The 23,199-nt window shown below is 30.5% G+C and carries 24 protein-coding genes; 2 read left to right on the forward strand and 22 right to left on the reverse strand.

Features of this window, described 5'->3' with window-relative positions; translation table 11 throughout:
- Nucleotides 1-407: 407 nt before the first annotated feature.
- The 16 genes from ABD940_RS16915 to ABD940_RS16985 form a co-directional block, all read right to left on the reverse strand.
- A complete protein-coding gene (locus ABD940_RS16915) occupies nucleotides 408-1,166 on the reverse strand; it encodes a T9SS type A sorting domain-containing protein (RefSeq protein ID WP_345206635.1) in 759 nt (252 codons plus the stop codon).
- A 156-nt stretch (nucleotides 1,167-1,322) separates the two neighbouring features.
- Nucleotides 1,323-2,711 carry a hypothetical protein gene (locus tag ABD940_RS16920; protein WP_345206637.1) on the reverse strand — a complete coding sequence of 463 codons (1,389 nt, stop codon included), beginning with the start codon at nucleotides 2,709-2,711 and terminating at the stop codon, nucleotides 1,323-1,325.
- 66 nt (nucleotides 2,712-2,777) lie between these two features.
- The gene (locus ABD940_RS16925) at nucleotides 2,778-2,954 is read right to left on the reverse strand and encodes a hypothetical protein (protein WP_345206639.1); all 177 of its coding nucleotides are present in this window, start codon (nucleotides 2,952-2,954) and stop codon (nucleotides 2,778-2,780) included.
- 41 nt (nucleotides 2,955-2,995) lie between these two features.
- On the reverse strand, nucleotides 2,996-4,900 hold the full coding sequence (locus ABD940_RS16930) for a type IV secretory system conjugative DNA transfer family protein (protein ID WP_345206641.1): 1,905 nt from the start codon (nucleotides 4,898-4,900) through the stop codon (nucleotides 2,996-2,998).
- Between the two features lie 12 nt (nucleotides 4,901-4,912).
- Nucleotides 4,913-5,674 (reverse strand): DUF5712 family protein, encoded by a 762-nt coding sequence (locus ABD940_RS16935; protein WP_345206643.1) that lies wholly within the window; start codon nucleotides 5,672-5,674, stop codon nucleotides 4,913-4,915.
- Complete coding sequence (locus ABD940_RS16940) at nucleotides 5,664-6,080, reverse strand: BfmA/BtgA family mobilization protein (RefSeq protein WP_345206646.1); 417 nt, start codon at nucleotides 6,078-6,080, stop codon at nucleotides 5,664-5,666. The genes ABD940_RS16935 and ABD940_RS16940 overlap by 11 nt, the downstream gene beginning before the upstream one ends.
- Nucleotides 6,081-6,186: 106 nt before the next feature.
- The gene (locus tag ABD940_RS16945) at nucleotides 6,187-7,074 is read right to left on the reverse strand and encodes a toprim domain-containing protein (RefSeq protein WP_345206648.1); all 888 of its coding nucleotides are present in this window, start codon (nucleotides 7,072-7,074) and stop codon (nucleotides 6,187-6,189) included.
- A 412-nt stretch (nucleotides 7,075-7,486) separates the two neighbouring features.
- Entirely contained in the window at nucleotides 7,487-8,575 is a 1,089-nt protein-coding gene (locus ABD940_RS16950) for a hypothetical protein (protein WP_345206650.1), read from the reverse strand.
- A 280-nt stretch (nucleotides 8,576-8,855) separates the two neighbouring features.
- Complete coding sequence (locus tag ABD940_RS16955) at nucleotides 8,856-9,134, reverse strand: helix-turn-helix domain-containing protein (RefSeq protein ID WP_345206652.1); 279 nt, start codon at nucleotides 9,132-9,134, stop codon at nucleotides 8,856-8,858.
- Between the two features lie 139 nt (nucleotides 9,135-9,273).
- A complete protein-coding gene (locus ABD940_RS16960; RefSeq protein WP_345206654.1) occupies nucleotides 9,274-10,698 on the reverse strand; it encodes a hypothetical protein in 1,425 nt (474 codons plus the stop codon).
- Nucleotides 10,689-11,912 (reverse strand): site-specific integrase, encoded by a 1,224-nt coding sequence (locus tag ABD940_RS16965; protein ID WP_345206656.1) that lies wholly within the window; start codon nucleotides 11,910-11,912, stop codon nucleotides 10,689-10,691. The genes ABD940_RS16960 and ABD940_RS16965 overlap by 10 nt, the downstream gene beginning before the upstream one ends.
- 282 nt (nucleotides 11,913-12,194) lie before the next feature.
- Nucleotides 12,195-12,374 carry a bacteriocin-like protein gene (locus ABD940_RS22920; RefSeq protein WP_425550370.1) on the reverse strand — a complete coding sequence of 60 codons (180 nt, stop codon included), beginning with the start codon at nucleotides 12,372-12,374 and terminating at the stop codon, nucleotides 12,195-12,197.
- 343 nt (nucleotides 12,375-12,717) lie between these two features.
- Nucleotides 12,718-13,143, reverse strand: a complete 426-nt coding sequence (locus ABD940_RS16970; RefSeq protein ID WP_345206658.1) for a helix-turn-helix domain-containing protein — start codon at nucleotides 13,141-13,143, stop codon at nucleotides 12,718-12,720.
- A 15-nt stretch (nucleotides 13,144-13,158) separates the two neighbouring features.
- Nucleotides 13,159-13,806, reverse strand: coding sequence for a hypothetical protein (locus ABD940_RS16975; RefSeq protein ID WP_345206660.1), 648 nt, complete (start codon nucleotides 13,804-13,806; stop codon nucleotides 13,159-13,161).
- A 6-nt stretch (nucleotides 13,807-13,812) separates the two neighbouring features.
- Entirely contained in the window at nucleotides 13,813-14,463 is a 651-nt protein-coding gene (locus ABD940_RS16980; RefSeq protein WP_345206662.1) for a hypothetical protein, read from the reverse strand.
- A 228-nt stretch (nucleotides 14,464-14,691) separates the two neighbouring features.
- Nucleotides 14,692-15,861, reverse strand: coding sequence for a hypothetical protein (locus ABD940_RS16985; RefSeq protein ID WP_345206664.1), 1,170 nt, complete (start codon nucleotides 15,859-15,861; stop codon nucleotides 14,692-14,694).
- Nucleotides 15,862-16,193: 332 nt separating this feature from the next.
- Here ABD940_RS16985 and ABD940_RS16990 point away from each other — a divergent pair, with 332 nt between their 5' ends.
- Together ABD940_RS16990 and ABD940_RS16995 are read left to right on the forward strand one after the other, a co-directional pair.
- Nucleotides 16,194-17,156, forward strand: coding sequence for a helix-turn-helix domain-containing protein (locus ABD940_RS16990; RefSeq protein ID WP_345206666.1), 963 nt, complete (start codon nucleotides 16,194-16,196; stop codon nucleotides 17,154-17,156).
- A 161-nt stretch (nucleotides 17,157-17,317) separates the two neighbouring features.
- The gene (locus tag ABD940_RS16995; protein WP_345206668.1) at nucleotides 17,318-17,818 is read left to right on the forward strand and encodes a hypothetical protein; all 501 of its coding nucleotides are present in this window, start codon (nucleotides 17,318-17,320) and stop codon (nucleotides 17,816-17,818) included.
- A gap of 1 nt (nucleotide 17,819) precedes the next feature.
- On the opposite strand, the gene ABD940_RS17000 is transcribed toward ABD940_RS16995, so the two are convergent.
- The 6 genes from ABD940_RS17000 to queG form a co-directional block, all read right to left on the reverse strand.
- Nucleotides 17,820-18,479 (reverse strand): succinate dehydrogenase cytochrome b subunit, encoded by a 660-nt coding sequence (locus ABD940_RS17000; protein WP_345206670.1) that lies wholly within the window; start codon nucleotides 18,477-18,479, stop codon nucleotides 17,820-17,822.
- Between the two features lie 134 nt (nucleotides 18,480-18,613).
- On the reverse strand, nucleotides 18,614-19,909 hold the full coding sequence (locus ABD940_RS17005; RefSeq protein ID WP_345207046.1) for a cryptochrome/photolyase family protein: 1,296 nt from the start codon (nucleotides 19,907-19,909) through the stop codon (nucleotides 18,614-18,616).
- Nucleotides 19,910-19,926: 17 nt separating this feature from the next.
- Entirely contained in the window at nucleotides 19,927-20,385 is a 459-nt protein-coding gene (locus ABD940_RS17010; RefSeq protein ID WP_345206672.1) for an SRPBCC family protein, read from the reverse strand.
- A 94-nt stretch (nucleotides 20,386-20,479) separates the two neighbouring features.
- Nucleotides 20,480-21,130, reverse strand: a complete 651-nt coding sequence (locus ABD940_RS17015) for a murein L,D-transpeptidase catalytic domain-containing protein (RefSeq protein ID WP_345206674.1) — start codon at nucleotides 21,128-21,130, stop codon at nucleotides 20,480-20,482.
- A gap of 6 nt (nucleotides 21,131-21,136) precedes the next feature.
- Nucleotides 21,137-21,814 (reverse strand): TIGR02117 family protein, encoded by a 678-nt coding sequence (locus ABD940_RS17020; protein ID WP_345206676.1) that lies wholly within the window; start codon nucleotides 21,812-21,814, stop codon nucleotides 21,137-21,139.
- 365 nt (nucleotides 21,815-22,179) lie between these two features.
- The gene (queG, locus tag ABD940_RS17025) at nucleotides 22,180-23,127 is read right to left on the reverse strand and encodes a tRNA epoxyqueuosine(34) reductase QueG (protein ID WP_345206678.1); all 948 of its coding nucleotides are present in this window, start codon (nucleotides 23,125-23,127) and stop codon (nucleotides 22,180-22,182) included.
- Nucleotides 23,128-23,199 lie beyond the last annotated feature (72 nt).

The raw sequence follows: 23,199 nt of genomic DNA on the forward strand, positions 1-23,199 counted from the left end.
CCATACATAAACATCAATTAAATAACACAATCAATAATTCCTGCTTTTATTGAAAAGATAATATTAGATCAGATATTTTCTTTTTTAAAAATCATTTTATCAACTTACTTTTTTTCAACCCCATCCAACAACAACCTTATATATCCTCTTATTATCTTATCATCATTAAATAACTTATAATTAAAAGTCAGGAACAGTACGAAACATATCTTCAAAAATTGTTTTTTAAAAAAATATACTATTTTTACCAACGAAAAAACAGGATTTATAAAATCTGAACAGCTTAACCGCAGGATTTCTAAAATCTGAACAGTTTTTTCATTTTGAGTTAAAATTAACTCGTAAAAATCCATCTCTAAAATTATTTGAGATGGATTTTTTTGTCATAAAGATTACAATTTAAATGATTAATTAACTAAAAATTTATGTGTTGTATTTTCTGTTTTAAGATAATATACACCTTTCAATAGATTATCTATTAATATTGAATTGCTTTTTAAATTTGATTTCTTAATCAGTTTTCCTTCACTATTATAAATAAGAACTTCATTTACCTTTTTATTAAGATACAGATATTCACCATTTTTAATTGGATTAGGATAAATTGAAAGCTGAACTACCTTATCAATTTCACTAATTCCCAAATTTGAATAACATGTCCAGGAAAGATCATCAATAGCAACTCTTTGCCCCGTATTAGGATTTACAAGTTTAATAATGATATTTCCTGCGATATTTATATTATCAAGTGTTGTTGTCACAACTCCGGAATTAAATGGTATCATTCCAACCTGGATATCATTAATTTTCAGAATAAGGTTTCCCGGATTTCCTGCAAATTTTAATTGTGTAGTGACAGTAAGGCTTTTGATCCCTTCTGTTATAATCGAACTGGTTAGATTTCCATTCCTGATAACAATAGCTTTATTATTAATTGTTTGATCGGTTCTCGAATCAGAAGCCGTCCATGTAATATTATTATTTACCCAGCTATTTGTTTCAAAAGAACTGGAGCTTGCGGGAATATTTTCAAAATCTTCTGATCCGCAAGAAAAGAACATTTTAAAATTCTGACCACTAAATTTATGATTGATTGAGTTGCAATAAAACACATTAGAAAAAATAAGTAATACACTGGTAATTAGTAAATTGATTTTATTTTTCATTTTTTAAAATTTTAAATTAACATTATTTAAGGTTTGTTTTTTAGATATAGAAATCCCTGTTCTGGAGAGATTCCAAAATTTTATGCTGTAGCACAGCTGTCGTAAAAATTGTTTGATTTAGCTAGTAGCTTCAGAAAAGCTGAGTATTAAGCCTGGTTAGCTTATTTTTCCTGTTGCTATTTCGTTTAGTCCAGATTCGATAAAAAAATACGGTTTTCTTTTATTTTCGAGTAATATTTTTTTTAAAAACCCGTATTTATCTTTTCTTAGTTTAATTATTTTAATTCTCTTAAAAACAATAAATGACATGTAATGTATTTTATAGAAACTTTTTCCCAATTTTATTTCATTAATACAGTCAGATAGAATATTTTCTATTTTATTTCTTTTAGTATATGGAATTCTTAAAAGATTTTTATTTTCCTTTCTAGCAAACCGGTTTTTTATTTCGTCTCTTTTTACAGCTTCTAAAAATTTATTCAAATCATAATGTGGGGGTTTGGGTTTAAAATGATAAAGTCCATCATATTCAATAAGTAATTTTAAACTTTCAATGTAAATGTCTGGTCTTAATTTTTTTTTGTGTTTTAGCTCGGGAAAGACAGCAATATTATTAACAAAATCTAATTTATATTTTTGTGAAATTATCTCTACAATTTTATTTTCATAATAAGAATTATTTTTACATTCCTTACAAAAACCACCTTTAGAATAGATATGCCGATCATAATTTGTGAAAAAAATACCATGTTCGGGACATATTACAGGAATCTTTTTAAAGTTCTCTAAAATGGCGTTATTTATATCGTTTAAATTATAAAGATATTCAGGATGAATCTCTTTCCCTAATTTTATAAATTCTTCTCCAGTATGTTTTATTTTTAATTTTTTTAAAAATAAACTTCTACATTTATCACAAGGAATTGTATTTGTTTTACTTTGAATAATATCAAATTGTTTAGGCTTTATTCGTTGATTTATGTGGGTTTTACAACTAAAGAAAATAAATATTCTTCCTTCTTCTCTTTCAATTTTATGAATAGGGAAATTTTCAAAATTTTGAATTTTATTTTTTATTTCTAAAATTATTTCTTCGTCAGTTTTTCTAGGAGATCTTAGCTCTTGACATATTTTACAAGGTTTTCTTCTGTGCAGATCTTTTGTTCTAAATATGTTTTCCTCTAGTAAACCATGCTTAATACACTCAACATGAGCATAGGTTCTTTCTTCATCATCATTGTAAATTATATCCCGAATAAAGTACAAACCTTCATACTGTTTATTACTATTAATTTTTTCTTGAAATCTTTTTATTTTCCCGGGTTTCTCCTTTTCTCGTTTTCTTTCTCTTCCACAATCCGGACAAGCATCATTTTCATGGAGAAAATTACTTAAATCTTGTGAAAAAGGCTTTTTATGCTTAAAACAAAAAGCTTTTACCTTTATTCGCCTTTCCGATTTAAAAGTATCGTCCACTCGAAATCTATTTGGTGTCTTTTTATCAATTCTATTTTGTATTTCTTGAACTGTGAGTGCTTTTCCCATTTCCTATATTTTTAATTAGCAAATTAGCTTTTTTAACCATCCGATTAATTTTTGTCAAAAAAGATTTCAATTATCTTCTGTATTTCCAAACAAAGCCTTGTCAAGTTCTTTATAATCTACTTTCGGCTTTTCCGCTGTTGTTTTAACTGAATCTTTTGTTATTGCAATTGAGATCAAAAAGATCATTACAATTAATAGGGTTACAATGCCCCAAACTGAAATTTTGCTCTGTAGTATTTTCATAACTTTTTTTGTTTTTTATAATTATTTAATGATTGTTTGATTTATAGACTTCTGCTTGAAAACTTAAAGTTTCTTTCATTCTCTTCAAGCTCAGCCGATGAATTAGTTTCTTCATCTTCAATTATATTGATTCCGCTAAACTCTTCAGAACTATTATCGGGAGCCGGATTCATTTGCCTCGATCGATCATGCTTGCATTCATTCTTATTAATTTCGCCCTTGAAAAGAGAAATAATTTCATTGACTTCATCCCGAACTTTTTCGTAATAATCAGTAATGACGAAATCGGGTTGGTTTTTAAACTGACTGTCTATCTGATAGGCTAATTGCTTTCTTTTAACAGGTAAAAATTTCTCATGAATATAAGCTTCAGAACTTTCGGCAACTCTTCCAATGAATTCACCAACTGGCAACTCCATAAAAACTGAATTTCTGAAAACGTCTCTTTCTTGCACAGATCGGCTTTGACCAACGTTTCTTTTAAATGGATTGAGAAAATGACGTGAAGTATTGTTACTTTCAAAATATTGATCTTTTTTACCAAACTGTTTACTGAGAATATCTGCAGTATGACTACTGGAAACCTGACCGTAAAAATGATTCAGACAACTCGCAAATAACACATCTGCTTTTTCTTTTGTGTAACCATCCGTAAGTTGTGAAAGATCCTGACAGAAAAACATACTTGCAATTTTATTACTTCTTCCTGTATTAGGAAGAGTTTGGATATCATTAATAAAAACAGTTGGAAATTCATCCAGTAGTACAAAAGAATGGTGTTTACGAGGTTGATTCAATTGTTTTGCAGCAACGGAGATAACCAAGCTGCACAAGGGAGCTAACGTAGTTGCTATGGAAGGATTATTTCCCACCGTTAAAACAATTGGGTTGTCCGGATTATTAATATTTAAATCAAAATCCTCCCCTCCGAAAATATACATGAACTCCGGAGTATTAATTTGTGCTACTGCACCCTGTAATGATCCAACTACTCCCGCTAATTGTGAATTTGCTTCGCTCTCTAGAGCTGTAGCAAGCGACAATATCATTGCCTTGGTTTCGGAATTTGAAGATAGTAAAGCAATTAAATCAGTGTGATTTGTCGCAATTAATGCTAGAGTATGCGGAAGATCACAATATTCGGGATATTCTTTCTTTAGAAACCAAATACAGGCTGTCAGAAGATCTGTTGCAGAACGTGACCAAAAATCTTCTTTCTTGATAGATTCTTTCATCAAATTTTTGGTGATGGCAGAAGCGTACTCCCTTGCATACGCTGAATGAGGTAAATATTTCGGATTAAAAGGATTGCATCTATGGCTTTTAAGTGAATCATTAAAATTCAAAACATAATGCTTAACACCTGAATCTGAATAGAAAAGCTCTATATCATTTGCTAGTGCCGGATATTTAAAATCATAACAGATACCTGAAAACTGTTTTTGTGCTAACTCTCGTATAAATGGGACTGCAAAACTTTCAGATTTTCCTGCTCCGGGGCCGCCTATCACCAAAATCCCACGAAAAGGATTAGGAATTTGAACGGTTCTTTTTTTAGTTTGCAAAGTTAATCCCTGAAATTTTTTCTTTGAATCTCTCAAAAATGAAAAGCCCGTAAACTGTTTATTAATATACCCGAACGGATAAAAAATCAGTTTTTTATAAAAATTGAAAGGTGTTTTCAGTGGCGGAATTAAAGATTTTACAATCCAGAATTGAATCAGAATGTAGAAAAGCTCTGCATATCCGAAACAAATTCCTACTACTAAAAATTTTAATCTTGCCATGAAACTTGCTTCAGAAGATACCACTACTGAAAATCCGTACTGAGATATATTGTAGAAGAATGAATTAATACCTATAATCTTTACTCCTAGCATATACAATAAAAATAGAGACATTGCGACAATGATAAATTTTATCATTAAAATTGGATCTTTTTCCATGTTTATTATTTTTTATAGGCTTAAGCCCTGGTTATTTTTTTTATTTTGTTCAACAGTTTTTTTAATTTCATATTGCTTTGCAAATTCCTGCTTTATCGCTGTTTCTATTACTCTTTTTCTTTCTTCTATTGTACCGTTTTTAATCGCATTACAATATTCAAAAGATTGTTGATAGTTTCTTTGAAAGGCAAACTTCTTATCAAAAGCATCTTCGGATTTTTGAATGAAATTTTTACGGTCAAAACCTCCTTTCACCTGTCCTCTAGTTGTATTTTTATGGTTTGTCATTGGAGAAAGTTTCATTCTTTTGTCTAAAGATTTTCTGCTAACAACTACATGAACATGCATATCAATATTATTTTTCATATTTCTTTCATGATGGATCTTAGCGTAATACATGATATCTTTTGCCTGTAATCCTTTTCCAAAATTTTCTGCATATTTTTGCATCACTTCGTTTCTTACATAATCTTTCAGAGCGTTGCTTCTTTCTTGGGAGGTTTTACCAATTTGTTCTAATTCTTTTTCTGAAGGACTCACAGTAATGACAAAGAATTTTGCATCTTCTTTTGTCAGCTTTTGTTTATTGTTGTCAAGAGATTCAATTACTTCAGTTGAAGGAACTCTATCTTGGTCATAAGAGAAAAAGTGTTCAACCTGTTTTCCCTCCTTCATTCTTTCCAGGTCTTCATGTTCTAAATAATCAACTAGGTTTGATGAACTTCCGGAATTTGAATATTTACCACTTTCACCACCCTGAATTTTAATGTTCATTGTGATTACTTTGATTTAATAATTTCAAAGAATTTTTAGTTTCCATAGCAAAAGAATTAAACCCTCTAATGAACTCATTAAAATGTTCAATTTTCAGAATTTTTGAAAGATCATTTTTAATTCTTTCCTCACTCGAGACAATTGCTTCAAAACTTGGACGTATAGTTTCTTTCTCCTGAGTTTTTATAAAAGCAACAATCTGATCTATTCTTTTTATCACTTTTTCAAGTTCTGCTTTTGGAGATTCATGTTTAACCGGATCCAATCCGGTACGTTCAAAAAAATCTAATGAAACTGTAATAAATTCTTTCTTCGAAAGTCCTTTTTTTCTTACAAAGCTCTCCAGTCTTTTCAGGTCTTGTTGAGAAATAGCAATTGTTGTATTTGGCTTTTTAATAGATTCCATTATATTGATTTATATGTAATAACTTCGATGAATAAAGCTCTACAAGAGATTTATATATCCTTGATATATACTTTCAAAAAGATTAAATATTGTAATTTATTGACGGTCAGTTATTTCCCCGAAGGGGCAAGATGAAACAGTGGCTCTGCCCAGTTTCGTCTTGCTGGATAAATCCACCCTTATCAGCCACGAGAAACTCATTAAAATCCTTGTAATCTTTATATATAAAACTATAATCTACTGCATTGGAAAACGAAGACAACAATTCATCTTTTGTCTTTTTTCCGGCAAGATCATTGTCAAGAAAAAGTAATATTTCCGAATAGTTTTGAAGGTAATTTTTGGCTTTGTTTAACATCGAAATTGAATTCAGAATTAGAATATCTTCTTTCAATTTTTCTTGAAGTTCGATATAAGAAAGCGCATCAAAAAATCCTTCAAAAACAACAATTTTATTGCTGTCATTTTTAATTATCGAAATATCTTTTTTCAAAAGTGAACCTTTATAAAATGAATTTCTTAGTTCCCATCCTCCGGATAAATTTTCGAATCCAACAGCATACAATTTTTTATTATTGATCGTAAATTTTATCTCTTTTAAAAATCTGAATGATCTTTGAGTAAGACCTCTTTCAAATAAATATTTTTTCAGATTCCAATTTTGAATTTCCGCAACATCAGTGATGTTATAATTTGGCTTTTCAATTTCCGTCTGCTGATGAAAAGAAGAAAAACTTTTTTCGGATGCCCAGGAGAGAATTTCGTTGATGGAATAATTAAAATATTTCTTTAAAAAATCGATGTTATTTCCGCCAACACCTTCAGAGTGTAAATACCATATGTTTTGGCGCTTATCGAGCTTAAAAGATGCTTCAGTTTCGGTTCCGAAAGGATTGAGAAACCAAGCTTCTTTTTCATTTTGTTTTTTTGGAAGGTGTCCGAGAGAAAGGAGGACTTCTTCCAATTGTACTGAATTAAATTGTTTACAGTTCATTTTTTTATTTTGATCAGCAAAAATTCCTTTTAATAAAAAAGAGAACTTTTAAATACTTTTAATATATATTTTAGTAATTCCAGCAAACCGTTTGCAGGTGGTCGTTTGAGTTAAAAATGACAGGAGTGCAATACCGCAATTGACAGGAGCGCAATACCGCAAAAACAAGAGTGCAATACCGCAAAAACATCAATTATGTCCGAGCGGAATACCGCAAACAATGGGTGAATTCACCAAGATTTTTCCTAATTACTACTTTTCAGCTAAAAATTTGATGTAGAAAAGAGCGCAATACCGCAAACCTGACGATAAAAACTAGAATTTTAACATTTCCTTAACTTCAGAGAGTGCAATACCGCAATTTGAGAGAGCGCAATACCGCAAATACAGGAGTGCAATACCGCAAACTAAATTATATGATGACTGGATATGCATCCGGAAATCTTTTTCCGGTTTCTGATTCCCGGTAAACTTCAATAAGAAATTCTTGTAATTTCTGAAGGAAATAAATCCCTTTAATATTAGTAGAAGTTTTTCCTCTACTCCTATTTTCTTTAATGAATCTTTTGTAAGCTTCTTCTATTTGGAGCCTTATCTTTAAAATATTAGAATAACTATACAAGAATCTGGTTAAGTCAATATTTTCTAAATAATATCGTTGTTTAAAATATCTTATCCTTCGATTTATAAGTCTAACATCATTAGCTTTCTCTGTTAAAAGCCCTTCTTCAATATTCTTATTTAAATACGGGATAATTGAAATTGCATCATGTTGGTATTTATAATTGAATGATAGATGATTTAATTTATTGAGGTTTAATCTGATTGGCTTCAAAAACTTAATGCAGAAATCATTTGAATTCTTATAATTAAGATTAAACTTCTGATTAAAAGTCGAGAGTTTCAGAGTCGTACCGTTCTCAGGAATCTTCGATAACCATATTGCAAACAAAACGTGTTTGTTATTTCTGATTTTATAAACCAATTCATACATAACATGATTATACTCTGTCAAGACAATCAATTTTTTAAGCCAAAAACTACTTATTAAAAAAGATGTATATCCTCTTTCTTCATATGTTGGTAAAGAGATCAGCCCTCCAAAAGTTTTAATATCCTTACCTGCTATATTTTTTGATGTGTACCAACCCATTCTGAATTTTGTAAGATATTCATATGCTTCAACAATTTGTTTACTGGATCTTTTTTCTGAAATCTTTCTATTTCTGATTTTCATCGAGATAAACACATTATTTTCAGTTTCGAATTCTTCATCAAAAAGAGTGAGTTGCCTCACCTGTTTTTCAGGCATAAACTGATCATTTCTAAGAATTGATATTATATTGAAAATAATTCTTAACGCATTTATGGGTATATCCGTTGCTTTATTATTCTGAAACAAAAAGTCATCTGCAAATTGGTTACCTATTCTTATAAATTCAGCCTTCTCAATGTCATCATAGCTTTTCTTAACAATTTTTCTACTTTGATCGGAAACCATATGTGTCATTTTTAATTTCTCCTTAACGCTTTAAAAATCCTTTGAAAAATTGAAATTGTTTTTGAAAATAATTTCTCTAACGTTTCAATAAAATTTTCTCTGTAATACTTGTCTACGAAATTTTCCTGCACTAGAATGTTACAGGCTAATCTCCGAAGATGGTGTCTTGATAGTTCCGGATTTCTTTGAATAGAATTCAAAAATTCTTTCCTGGTTGTATTATTACGTAAAGAATCTAGCTGTTTAATCAATTCGTGTAATTCGTTCATTACAATTCTGACTATTTACGATTTCTTCTACCGTATTCTAGAAGCTCTTTTTTCGAATAGTAAAACCTCCCACTGAAATTATAATGCGGAAGATTCTTATTTTTTCTCCAGTCAATAATTGTAGGAATAGAAACATGTAGAAATTTTGAAGCTTCAGTCTGAGAAATTAGATCTTCAGGTTGGCTTTCTTCATTTTTTAAAGGAGCTATAAAATTATGAGCCTTATTAAGAATAATCTCAACGGCTTTTTCTAAATCACCTTTAGAATGTGAATAAAGTTGTATTGACATTTTAGTAAACTTTTATTGGTTTTTCTAATGCCAAAGTTCAAGTTTAAAAAGACAAAAAAATAAATTCCGCTAAAAAACGGAATTTAAAAACATTGTAAAATAATGATTATCAGATGAATAATTTTACACTATAAAATTTTTATCGGACTAATGAGTTTAGCTCGTATTGTATTTCTTTGTCTAATTTAAATCTATCCATTCTATGAGCTCTATCTATAGAAGTATTTTTATCTTCTTCTGGTTTATTAGCAAAATGTGTTAATAAATACTGTAAATCAGAAATACTGTAATCAAACTCAATACTTTTATAATTTCCGAAAAAACGCATAATATATTTTATATTTTCAACAGTCAGTTCATTGGTTGTTGGAAATACTGTAATAGATTCATCAGTAATAAACTTAAATAGATCTTTAAAGTCTTTTTTCAGTCGTTTGTTACCGTACAAGCATTTGTCAATAAAGCCATCAAACAATATAATAGTCTTTTTAAGATCGATATTCACTTTAAGTAAATTTCTGTATTTACTACTATTTAGCATATTTTTAATATTATCCTTCAATAAACTCTCTTCTTTCACTTCATCACCGTAAATAAGTAATTCCTTATAACCATAAATACTATCGTAAATATTAATATCATCATCAAAATAATATTTTTCATTATAGTTTTTTACAAATTCCAAGTCAGGTAATTCAAAATCTATTGAAACAATGAAAAAAGTAACATAGTATTGAGGATCATATTTTCTCAGTTTTCTTGGAAAAAAATATTTGTCTAGATATTTAAACAATTCATCATTTTCATCTGAATACCGTAATGCACGACTTCTAAAATTAAAGAAGTTATAACACTTAATATAGTTACATTTAGTTCTCGAAGTAATTTCTTCAAAAACCAAATGAATTTTATTATTAATAATTTGAAAATTATCAATAATTTTATTTTTATCGAAAAAATTGAATTTCTCTGAAATAACATTCATATGACTCTCTAATTCTCTAGTGCCTTTGAATAAAAAAGGATAAAGATTGATTACATCTAAGTCATTAAAAGCAATATCATAGTTTAAAAATTGTGATCTTCCGTAATTAGAATGATCTTGATATCGTTCCATTACTAGTCTCATTATTTTATTAAGTTCTATATTAAAAAACAAATCAATAATACATATGGAGCTATCATTATCTGTGAGTCTGTATTCAATATTAACATCTTCAGGAAAAGAATGATCTGGGGGGATGACCCTACCATACTCACCATATACCGGATCAAATATTGAACAGTTTCCTGTCATATAACCATTTGTTTCTATCATAAATAATAATCCCATGACTGATAATAAATGAGCTGAATGCTTATGAAGAATTTCATGATTTCTATTTATAAATTTTTCATGCTCTTTAAATAAAAAGAAAAATTTTTCTGAAGGACCTAAATATGAAATTTCTTCATATTTTTCTAAAATTGAATATGTACTTGAATCCTTTTCTAAATAAGTCTTTAAAATATTAACAGATTCAGGTGTAATATATTTTAATATAGTTAAATCGTCTATTTCCATGCTTTATCCATTTGATCATCAGTAAATGCTTCAGTAACTTTCATATATTTATCCAGAACAGCATCTTTTTTAATATTTGCTATCTTCTTAATTGCCTTCGGCTCCATACCCAACAGTAGAGAATTTGTGATAAATGTTTTCCTGGCTGTATGGCTTGTAATAAATTTACATTTGGGTTTTGTCAATGATTTTTTTTGATTGCCAACAAACCAATGTATTGTGAAAGGCTGTGTAATTTCGGCTTCCTCACAGCATTCTTTAATATAATCATTGAATTTCTGTGATGAAATATGTGGTAACGGCTCGTAAATAGTGCCTTTATACTTATTCAAAATCTCTTTTGCGTATTTATTTAGCTTAATAGCATGATTTTGAGTTTTAGTTTTTTGAATTGATAAAATAATGTGTTCTTCAGAAATATTTGCCAGGTGAAGCTTTGAAAGATCGGAAAATCTTAATCCGGTAAAACATCCCATACAATAAAAATCCCTTACGTGGCTTAATCTCTCGCTTTCAAATTCTTTATTATAAAGAACCATCAGCTCGTCAAAAGTAAGATAAACGATATCGATATCATGTTCTGAAGCTTTGAAATCTTCGAATTTCCGATTTTCGTTATAGCCTTTTTTAATACTCCAGCGAAGCATTGTTTTAATTACCGCAATAATTTTAGCGAAGTAGTTATTTTTAATCTTCTTTTCAAAAAAACAATACTTGGATAATTCTTCAAAAAAATAGTCGTCAATACTGTCAAATTCAATTTTGAAATTTTTGTCATTTTGAAATTCTTCAAGGAAATTTTTAACCGTATTTTGGGCTTTTGTTGTATTGTAGGCTTTTGAAAGTTTACCACTTTCTATAAATTCTTTAAAACAATCAAAGAAGTCAAAGTGAGCAGTTTTAATTTCTTCTTCACTATCATACTTTTTTAAAAATAGTTCTTTGGAGAACTCAAGCTTATTTGCCCGGAAAAAGAAAAATATATCATTGATTTTCTCTTCAGCTTTCTGAAGTTTATCATTCAAAAATTGGTAATTATTACTTGGTTCTTTTTTAGCATTCGGTTTAACTCTGGAACCACTCCAATATTTTTCCAATACTGAAACGCCAACATTTTTCCTTATTCTTTCTCCTTCAGCTCTAACAACAAACTGAACGGGTATTAATCCATTTGCATTAATTTTCTCTTTTCTTAATTCAAAACTTACTTTCATTTCAATTAAACCTAAATTAAATAAATTAAAGGGTGGCTAAAAAGGTGGTTTATTTTGAAATTAAGTGAATGAAAAATCAGACAAAATTCTATTTCAAAATTCTACACTATTCAAATATACTGATATTTAGATAGTTTAAGAACATTAAAATTAACTAAAAATATACGGTAGTTCGGTCCTGGGTACAGAAAACCTCTGAATTTTTCAGAGGTTTTTATTTTTTAATATATTCACTAAGTATTTTATTGATAAATAATATATAATTTGGTGTAAAATACTTAATTACAAGAAAACACAATATCTTTTAACAGCAGCTGGACAACCCGGAACAGACATATAAGTTAAGCCTGGTCCCGGCTCTAGCTGACAATCAAAAGACTGCATACTGGCTAGACATTCTGGAGTATATCCTCCTTGTACACTTCTTAAATTCTCTCTTGATAGTTTTTTTAGATTTTTCATAATAATTAATTTTTTGTTTAGTTTTTCGGAGTCTGTTTTTATTTTATCCCAAATTAGTGAATTTAATTTATAAAACAAGAATTATTTTAACTTCTTTATCATTAATTAATTCAACAAGATAGATCAAACAGATTTTACGGGTTACAACGGAGGTGAAGTTGAAGAAGCTGGAAAACGTGTTGCGAAATATGCACTTATTGATCAGAACGTACCAAGCGACAAATTTTTCAGTGAAGAAACGAATCCTGAAACGGGTGAAGTCGGGTGGTAAAATAACAAAATTATGCAGAGGTAAAATTATTATCTCTGCATTATAATTTTAAAAACTATTTTCCAATTTAGTTTACTTTTCATTTTTTTCTATCCATTTATATAAAGTTGTTTTTGGAATATTGTAGTCTTTTATGATCTGTTCTTTGGTTTTTTCTTTATTTTCAAGCATTTCGAGCATAAAATCGATAATCTCTTTTGTATATATATTTTTTCGGAAATGAGGAATTTTAGCCTTTCCGTCATCTTCATTTTTAGCATTCCGTTTCAATGGCGGAGCGTACAACATCAAATGCTGTGAATACAGTCTGAAAAAATCATATTTTAAAAGCTTGCTCCATTTCAAGAGAATATCAGTCCTCAGATCGTGAGAATTGAACATATTTTCAATGTCATCTTCTGAAACGTCAAAGAAATTACATATTCGAAGCATCTCTATTTTATTTTCATCTACAATTTCGGTAATTAATTTTCCAATATGTATTTCTTTCAAATTCATTTGCTTACAATAATTTTAATCTATCCTTACAATGTTTATTTTATAAGTAGCTCCCGTCATATTTCCTGTCGAACCATACATTAATCCATAAAAAGAAATTGTCTGACCTGCATTTAATTTGATCACTGCTTTTGCATTTGCATTTTGACCGACCATACTCAATCCATTTTCAGGCGGAACAACTTTGGTTACATGAAAAGCTGGTGAAAAGGGCAAATTAATATACGCATAAGCCGAATAGCCATCTCCATGATCTAATGTGGCAGATCGTTGCGGATATAAAATACTGAGTGTTACAAAATACAATCCTGTTTGTGAAGCTGTAAAAGCATTTCCGCTAAACTCATTAAGATTATCAAATTCTTTTATGGGAGTACTTGTCGCATTTGTACCGTAAATTGTATTATTTACAGGCATATCCAGATTTCCGGAAACACGAACGGCACTTACAGTATTAAGATTTTGTCTTTTAACAATTCCGCTTGAAGTAGAAACAAGATTTTCCAAATTTGAGGCACCTGATCTTATTCCTTCTATTCTTAAAGCATCAGAAACACCGTTTCCTTTAATATGAAGCATATTTGTAGGTGAAGAAGTATTTATACCTACCTGACAAAAAACCTTAATTCCTACAAAAATACTTAGATATACTATTTTTTTCATTTGATTTTAGTCTAAACGTGTAATATGGATATCATATTGGGCTCCTGCAGAAGCATCTGCTCCATAAGATTTAGCCTGAAAACTCAATTGCTCGGAAGCATTCAATTTAATTATAACCGTCGCCTCGGAACTGTAAAAATCAGGAACTCCATTGTTTTCCGGTAATGCAATTTTTGCAGAATTACTTTCTATAATTGTTCCGTTCTTTAAAATGACAGCATATCCTAAATAACCGTCACCTGTGGTTTGCTGCATAAAATCGATTGTAAAAGTTGCCAGATACAAACCCGCTTGAGTTGCTGTGAAGGTATTTCCGCTAAATTCACTAAGATTATCAAAATTTTTCACAGGAGTTGAGCTTACATTTGTTGCATACAAAGTATTGTCTGCCGCAAGATTCATACTTCCTAAAACTCTTACACTGCTTATTGTATTAAGGTTTTTAAGTCTTGTAACTCCATTGGAATCTGCTACCAAAGTCCCCGCCGTATTCTGTGCAAATAGAAGATTTTCTATCCGCAAAGGATCACTGGTTCCGTTTCCTTTGATATGTAAAGTGTTTGTAGGATTTGGCGTATTGATTCCGACATTTCCTGTTTGTGCATACATATACACAGAAGTCATAATCTGTATGGAAGTAAATAATTTTTTTGTCATTGTTTTTTTCTAAAAATTGAAAACTAATTTTGAAATTTTTTAAAGGGAAAAAATTCATCATTTGTGTTATTTTTCATCTGTTTTTGTATTTAAAGAACCGCACAACTCTTGCTAATGTATTTTTATACATTAATTTTTGTTGATCGTAGATTTCTTTGGGTTAAGCTCTTTTATTGGGAAATTTAGAAGAGCTAAAAAGTATATGTGAAATTTGTGTTTTAAAAGCTATTATAAACTTTTCAAAGACCAGGTAACGATATTTGCCATCAGAATTCCAACTCCGGAATCTGTTCCGTTCGCAGCACCTGCCCCGCATTTCATAGGAGTTCTTCCTCTTACTCCGCCAATTGTTGGTGTAAGACACGCAGGTCCTACAGTTGGCTGTCCTCCATAAAATGGAGCTCCGTCGGCAATAACGAAAACATTTTTATTTTTAATTTTAAAAACTCCAACTTTAGAATTCGTTTGAGGTATACCATTTACTAAACCGTCCGCTGCAATAACCTGAATGTTTGAACTTTGACTTAATTTATTATAAGCAAATGATGACGAACCTCCTGCATGATCTACAAACCTGTGAACACCTGCCTGAAGTTTTCCGAAAGGACCATTCACATAAGGAGCATTAAGCGGATCTGCCGTTAAAAAATAACACGGATTTGTAGTGTTTGCATCTCCATTTGCTCCGACAGAACCTACAATATCTGCGCTCGTTAAAGTAATATCGCCAATCAACTGATTCAATAAATTCAATTTTTGAGTCTGGTTAAAATTTTCTGTGAAAAAGTACAGGTGTTTTTTAGAAGTATTGGCAAAAGTCACCATTGCAGTTACTTCAGCAGCAGTTAAATCGACAAACGGACGATAAGAAACTCCGATGATGTCATAACTCTGAAAATTGGTTGTAGCAAAATTCGTATACTGAACTTTATCCGGAACTAAAGATGAGCCATCTGTTCTTACTGTAGAATAAGGAAACGTTCCGAAATTATCCGTCGAATTAAAAAATTCACTAAACTCAGTAGTAGCAAAAGTATACGTTGGATCTTGTTCATAAGACATCAGTTTTACACCGGAAAGTGGCTGCGTAAGAGTCGTTGAGCTTCCTCCTCCACTTCCTCCACAGATAGAAATCCATTGTGCACGATTCCAGAAATCATAGCATTTGGTATCTGTATTGTAGATCCATAATCCGTCTACTGCGGCATCCGTCGTTCCCGGATTGATGGCATCTCTCTGCGCAGTCGTTAATCTTGGGAATAAAACACCTGAATTATTATTTTTAGAAATAATATCCAGTGTAGATTTCATGTTCGGATTGGGCGTATTAATACCCACTTGCGCAAATACAATACGTAAAGAAACGATTGCCATTGCAGATAATAACTGTTTTTTCATCCGTCAAATTTTTAAATGGTTTAGAATTTGGATTGTTTTATAATAAAATATTATGATAAGTCGAAAGTCAATAAATTTTTTCAATCGTTATGTGATTCGATCTATATTGTTAAATTTGTAACTTTATTTTGCAAAATTAGTTGATAAAAGCAATCATATTTCTCAAGTATAAGTAAAATTTTAAATTTCACTCATATTTCATAATTAACTAAAAACCAAATAATTAAATAAATCAATTTAAAAAAAACACTGAGATGATTAATGATATAAAACCAAATAACAACTCTGTAGACTCCTTAAAGAGGAAACTGATAGAAAAATATATCTATTTTATGTCTGCAACATTATTTGGATATTCCACGATATTTTATTTTCTCTTCGAGGATTCTCTTTTTGCGATAAGCACACTTACTTATTCTATTTTAATGCTTCATGTATTTTTAATTATCCGCAAGAATTACAACATAAATACACTCATACATCTCTACCTTACCTATGCTCCATTATTTGCAGCTTATATCATGCTGGATTTCTGGAAATATTCTGCGGCAACCTGCATGTGGCTTTTGCCGGTACCTATTGGTGCGTATGTTTTTTTGTCTAAAAAATTTGTTTATATCTATTCAGCTTATATTTTATTGATAATCATTTTGGTAAACATTTTAACCAAATACTATGATTTCAATTATTTCAGTTTCAAAGACGTAAAATATATGGTAATTTCTGATACATTCGTAGGACTTATCAATATTTCCGTGGTTGCTCTTTTACTGTATTATAACGAAAAAATAAGAAAAATAGAGATCGAAGAAAGTTTCAAAAATACCATGAATCCTTTAGCAAATCTTGAAGATCAGGAGCAAAAAATGGATGATGAAGATACTGTAATTGATATCGAAGATCCTGAAGAAGCCAAAAATTTTGAAAACAGCGAAAGCTTAGAAAAATACATTGCTATATTTGATGATATTAAAAAAGTGGTTGAAAAAGATGAGTATTTTAAAAATGTTGATTTTACCATTTCTGAGCTTTCCAATATATTAAAGGTCAATAATTTATATCTATCAAAATCAATTAAAACCAATGGATATTCCAATTTCAATCATTATCTGAATACATGCAGAATCGAAAATGTAAAAAAATTGATCCAGGAAAATGATATTAATAAAATTACTCTGATGTATATTTACACAGCTGCAGGATTTTCCAACCAGTCGACTTTCAATAGGGTTTTTAAACAAATTGAAGGAATAACTCCATCAGAATACATCAATTCTCAACCTAAAGAAAATTAATCGGATACATAATAATTCCGAATATTTTTTGTGCAGTCTTTTAATTTAGAATCTGTTTAAATTTACAATACGCAAAAAAATACTTGCGTCTTCTTTAACAATTTATCTATTTTCGCTCTTCCAAAAGATTTAAATAAATTTTACATCAAGATAAACTAAATATGCCCACCAATGTCTCTCACAAATTGATTCCGATGACAGATTTTGTTATTGAGTATTATTCAAATGAAGGATATGCCGATCTACAGACATTAAGTCTGATGAATAACTACGCTAATCTCTTAAAAAAGGAATTGGTATTGGGTATGTTTGTTCCTGTGGATTCTGCCGGAAATATCCTGAAAGAACCCAAAAATTACGAAGCATGGAAATCTCTTGCTCACAATAGCAAAAGGAGAGAAACTGACTCTGATAACGAAAGCTTTGAAGAACACAAATCATATCAAAAAGCGGAAAGAAAATGTCTTTTTGAAGGATTTAAAATTGCTTACAACGGTTATTCAGTGGTAAGGATTGTTGCCTCATACAATGATTCTATAGAGCTGTCATTCAATAAAAATGACAAAACATTTCAGAACTTCAAAGATATTGAATCGTTGACTCACTTTGATGAAATCTACCTAAATAATGCCGCTTTGAAAAAGATAGGCATCACTAAATAATTCATCGTATAAAATGATGAAATAAGGCAATAAAAATAAAACAGCAAGGAACGATCGCAAAATATTTCCCGAATTTTGCCAAAGCTTTTGCATATTTATTATTAAAACCTACCGATTGCATCGATGAATAAAAGCCGTGCCAAAGGTGAAAACCCAATAATACAAAAGCACAGCAATACAAAAATACACGGATCGGATTTTGAAATTTGTGAACCAATTCTGTGTAGTATCTTGTCTCATTCGGAGCATTCATTTCTATAAATTTATAGTTCAATTCCTGAAACCAGAAATCATACCAGTGTAAGCAAAAATAAGCCAGAATCACGGCTCCGGAAATGATCATATTTCTCGAACTCCATGAGCTGTTTGATGAACTTGAATTAGACGCATATTTTACAGGTCTTGCTTTACTGTTTTGAATTTCTAAAATAAAACCCATCACAAAATGAAAAACAACCCCGAAAATCAATATCGGCTGTCCAATATATTGCACCAAAGGATTGTAACCCATGAAATGTGAAATCTGATTAAAGAGATTTTCACTAATCACTGAAGTAAAATTCAGCGAAACATGCAATATCAGAAAACTGATGAGAAAAAAACCGGAAAGTCCCATCGCTACTTTCCTCACAATCGATGAATTCATAAATTGCTTTGCCATAATCTTAATTATTAGTTGATAATTTTTATAATGACAAACAGGAATTTATTTTTGGACAGCAAGTCGAAAAATAATTAATAAAAATCCATATAAAATCAACGAAATAAAAAAGTTAGAAGACCGAATTATTCAAATTATTGTTCTTTTACAGCTTTTCCATAAATTTCCAATGCTCTTTTTCTGGCAAAAACATGTTCAACAATCGGCTCAGTATTTATATCTTTTTCGGAAAGCCATTGTTTGATATATTTATGATCTTTATCAAATTTTTTGGTCTGTTCAGAAGGATTAAAAACCCTGAAATAAGGAGCAGCATCACAACCGCAACCCGCCGCCCATTGCCAGTTTCCGTTGTTGGAAGACAGTTCATAATCCAGTAGTTTTTCGGCAAAATATGCTTCTCCCCATCGCCAATCGATCAGCAAATGTTTCGTCAGAAAACTTGCAACAACCATCCTCACTCTGTTATGCATAAATCCGGTTTCATTCAATTGTCGCATTCCTGCATCAACAATTGGATATCCTGTTTTTCCTTCACACCAAAGTTTGAATTCTTTTTCATCATTTCGCCATTGGATATTTTCATACTTTTCTTTAAATGAATGATGAACAACTTTTGGAAAATGATATAAAATCTGCATAAAAAATTCTCTCCAGATCAGCTCACTCAGCCAAGTTTCATTATGTTCTGAAGCAAACTGCACACATTTTCTAATAGAAATTGTTCCGAAACGTAAAGCAATTCCCAAATGTGTTGTATGATCTAAAGCCGGAAAATCTCTGTATTGACCATAATCATCAATAATCGATTTCTTTAAAGTAGGTTTTGTAAATTTTATTTCAGTTTTTTCAAAACCAATATCTTTCAAACTTGGAAATTTTGGAGCTAAGTATTGTAAGAATTTAGAAAAATCTGTTGTATAATTTTCAATTGTATTTGAATGTAAAACCTCCTTCCATTTTTTTGAATAAGGTGTAAAAACTGTGTAAGGCGTTCTATCTTTCTTTACGACTTCATCCTTTTCAAAAATCACCTGATCTTTGAAACTTTTAAAACCAATATGATTCTTTTGAAGAAAATTTTCAACCTTTTTGTCTCGTTTTATAGCTTGAGGTTCATAATCTTCATTGCAAAAAACCGTTTCAACATCATAATCTTTGGATAGTTTTTCAAAAATATCTAACGGTTTTCCCTGAAAAACAGTCAATCCGCTTTTATGATCTTTTAATTCTTCGTGAATTTCACTTAAAACCTGATGAAAATAGTCAACTCTCTTGTCTGATTTATTTTCTAATTTATCCAAAATATCTGTGTCGAAAATAAAAACCGGTAATACTTTTAGACCTACTTTTAATGCGCGATGAAGACCACAATTATCCTGTAATCTCAAATCTCTGCGAAACCAGAAAATATTTATTTTATTCTTAATTGTAGACATGCTGAAATTTATTTATTGAAACGATCTTCAAGAATTTTATATCTGTAATTAAAAATATGTTCCAATTTACTTTTGACGAAAAGTTTGTGAGCAATTTCTCCCAGAAACCCGAAAGGCAATTCATAATCTACTGTATCTTTCATCAAAACGCCATTTTCATTTGCGATAAATTCGTGATGATGATGCCACAATTTGTACGGTCCTTTCTTCTGAAAGTCAGTAAAACTCTTCTGAAAATCAACCTGAATAATCTCCGTTTTCCATTTCATTTTAATTCCCAATAAAGGAGAAACGAAATAATCAATTATCATTCCTTCAAAAATTTCATCGTTTTCAAAATGTGTTAACACAATGAATTTCATATCTTTTGGAGTAATTTTCTCAAGATTATTTGCCGAAGAAAAAAATTTCCAGGCGGTTTCGATGTCACAATTGAGTTGTTGTTCACGGAATAGTTGATGTGTCATTATGATTTAAGTTGATTCAGATTGGATTTGTTACATGCAAAAATCAGACTAAAAAATTTTAATCCAAAACTTATTTATACTTTAAAATTTACGCTTAATTATAAATCCACATCAAAACAGGTTTCTTAGAATTTTGAAGCATCGGATCAATTTCCTTCATCGTATTATTGGAAATCGTAGGACAACCCCATCCTTCGGGAGAACCTTTTGGAAAAACTTCATTATCGCTCATCAAATTCCATGAATGAAAAACGATAACCCTTTTCAAAGAATTGCTGTTAGTTTCTTCCAAACCATGCATTAAATATTTCACATGAATTCCCCAATCACTGTAACTTCTACCCTCCAATTTATATTTTCCTAAAGAAGAAAGATGACTTCCGTCTTCATTACTGAACTTAGGACTATCTTTGGATTCGTCACTACTCCACTGGTTTGAGCCACAACCATGACCAACCAAATATTGTTTCGAAACAGTATTAGTTTTAAAATCCCAAACGAAAAAACGCTTTACGCCGGAATGCAAACTCATATCAATCAGAATACAAAAATCTGTATTGAATTTTTTTGATTTACAGAATTGTAAAGCCTCTTCAGCTTTAGCTTTTATTTTATTTGAATCTATTTCAGGCTTCTTTTCAGCAACAATTTCAGAAGTTTGTTCATTCACAATACGATCTTTCTTTGATTCTGTTGTACATGAAATCAAAAGAAAAACAGAAAGAATTATATTTAAAAAATTCACCGAAAATTATTTGTAATGCTGGAAAATCCCTGAATCTGTAGGCGTCCAAAATGCAGCTTTTTGTCCGGAAGCTTTTAAAGCATCATTCGCCCATGTGTTGCACGTATTTAGAAAACTATATTTTCCCTGAGCATCATAAAATGCATCATTATTACCATAAACCGCATCGGTAGGAATCAAAATATAATTTCCGTTTTCGCCTTTATCGAACTTTTTATCAACAAATTTCACCAGATCTTTATATTGATTTTTGCTGATCATAATTATTTTGCAGTCATCACCTTCCTTCATTGTTTTGTAATATGTACAATGCATCGCAGATTCGCTTAACCAGAAAGCCGCTTTGAAAGCCGTTGAAAACTTCAGATCTGCCCAAGTAGGAGTGTCGAGATAAAAACCTTTGTCACCCCAACCAACACCGACAAAATTATAATCTGTCTGTTTAGATTTTATATTATTAAAAGGAATTTTTGTGCTCCAATCCTGTAAATCGTTCTTTACAGGCATTACAATATCCGTGTGAACTCCGTTTGTATAAATATAGATAGGAACTTCTTTTTTCTGTCTGTCATCTTTCGCAGAAATTTCGATAAAAGGCAATAAATATCCCATTGCAACGTACAAAACAACAATTCCTACAATGACTCCTAAAGTTTTAAGAATAAGAAACAGCATTTTTTTCACAGTTATGTTTTTTAATGATGGTTAATAAAATTTAATCTACAATTTCTAGTAAAAGTATTTGTTTTAATCGGAATTTTCATTAAATTTAAATACAAAATATATCACAAATATGCACAAAAACACGAAATCAAACAAAAGATTTAAAGTTAGAGTAAAAATTGCTCCAAAAAGAGTACAAAAAAGACGTTGATTTTTGGTGAGATTTAATCTTCCGAAAGTCAATTTTTCTTTTTAGGAAAGACTTTTCATAGTTTTTATTCTTAAAAATCTTCACCTCCTTGAAGCTAAAAGTTTAAGGAATGGTCGACAACCCACTTTACTCTGGAACTTCAAAAACTCCAGATAAGGGTTTATCACCAAAAATTTCAATTATTTTTCTCTGAAGATTTCTCCAAAAATTCAATATTTCTTTTCAGCCCGGCAAATTTTGTACGTTTTACAGGCGATTTTCTGAAAATTTCGGAGAACAGTTCCTGAGTTAGTTCTTTCCATTCTCCTTTTTTGAAGTTTTTCAATGCTTCATTTGGCTGGAATTTAGTTTGAAGATTAGGTGCTGAAAATCTGTTCCACGGACAAACATCCTGACAAACGTCGCAGCCGAACATCCAATCGTCCATTTTATCTTTAAAATAATCGGGAATAGCGTCTTTTAATTCGATTGTGGCGTAAGAAATACATTTACTTCCATCAATCAATTTTTCAGAGACGATTGCATTGGTAGGACAAGCATCGATACATTTTCTGCAGGTTCCGCAATGATCAGTTGTTTCATGATCCGCAATTAATTCCAAATCGCAAATAATTTCTGCTAAAAAATAAAATGACCCGTTTTGTTTTGTAATTAAATTAGCATTTTTCCCAACCCATCCAATTCCCGATTTTTTTGCCCAGCTTCTTTCTAAAACCGGCGCAGAATCTACGAAAACCCGAAAACCAAACTCACCGATTTCTTCCTGTAATTCTGCAACCATTTCTCGAAGAATATCTTTTATCACTTCATGATAATCTTCTGCATAAGCATATTTGGAAATTTTGAAATTTTCCAATGTTGAAATTTTCTCTTCAGGAAAGTAATTATAAGAAAGCGATATCACTGATTTTGAACCTTCTACCAATAATCTCGGATCGAGTCTTTTATCGAAATAGTTTTCCATGTATTTCATTTCTCCATGAAAATTATTCTTCAACCACGCTTCTAAAGGTTTTGCATCTTCTTCAAGAAAATCTGCTTTCGAAATTCCACAGCTTTGAAACCCAAAACTATTTGCTTTGGATTTTATTAATTGTGAATATTTTTCTGCGTTTGAATTCATGATTTTACATTGCAAAATTAAGATTATTTTATAATTTTGCCGACGTTTAAAAAAGACCATCAATTAAAAGGT

The sequence above is a fragment of the Chryseobacterium ginsengisoli genome (genome assembly GCF_039542325.1).
Lineage (GTDB): Bacteria > Bacteroidota > Bacteroidia > Flavobacteriales > Weeksellaceae > Chryseobacterium > Chryseobacterium ginsengisoli.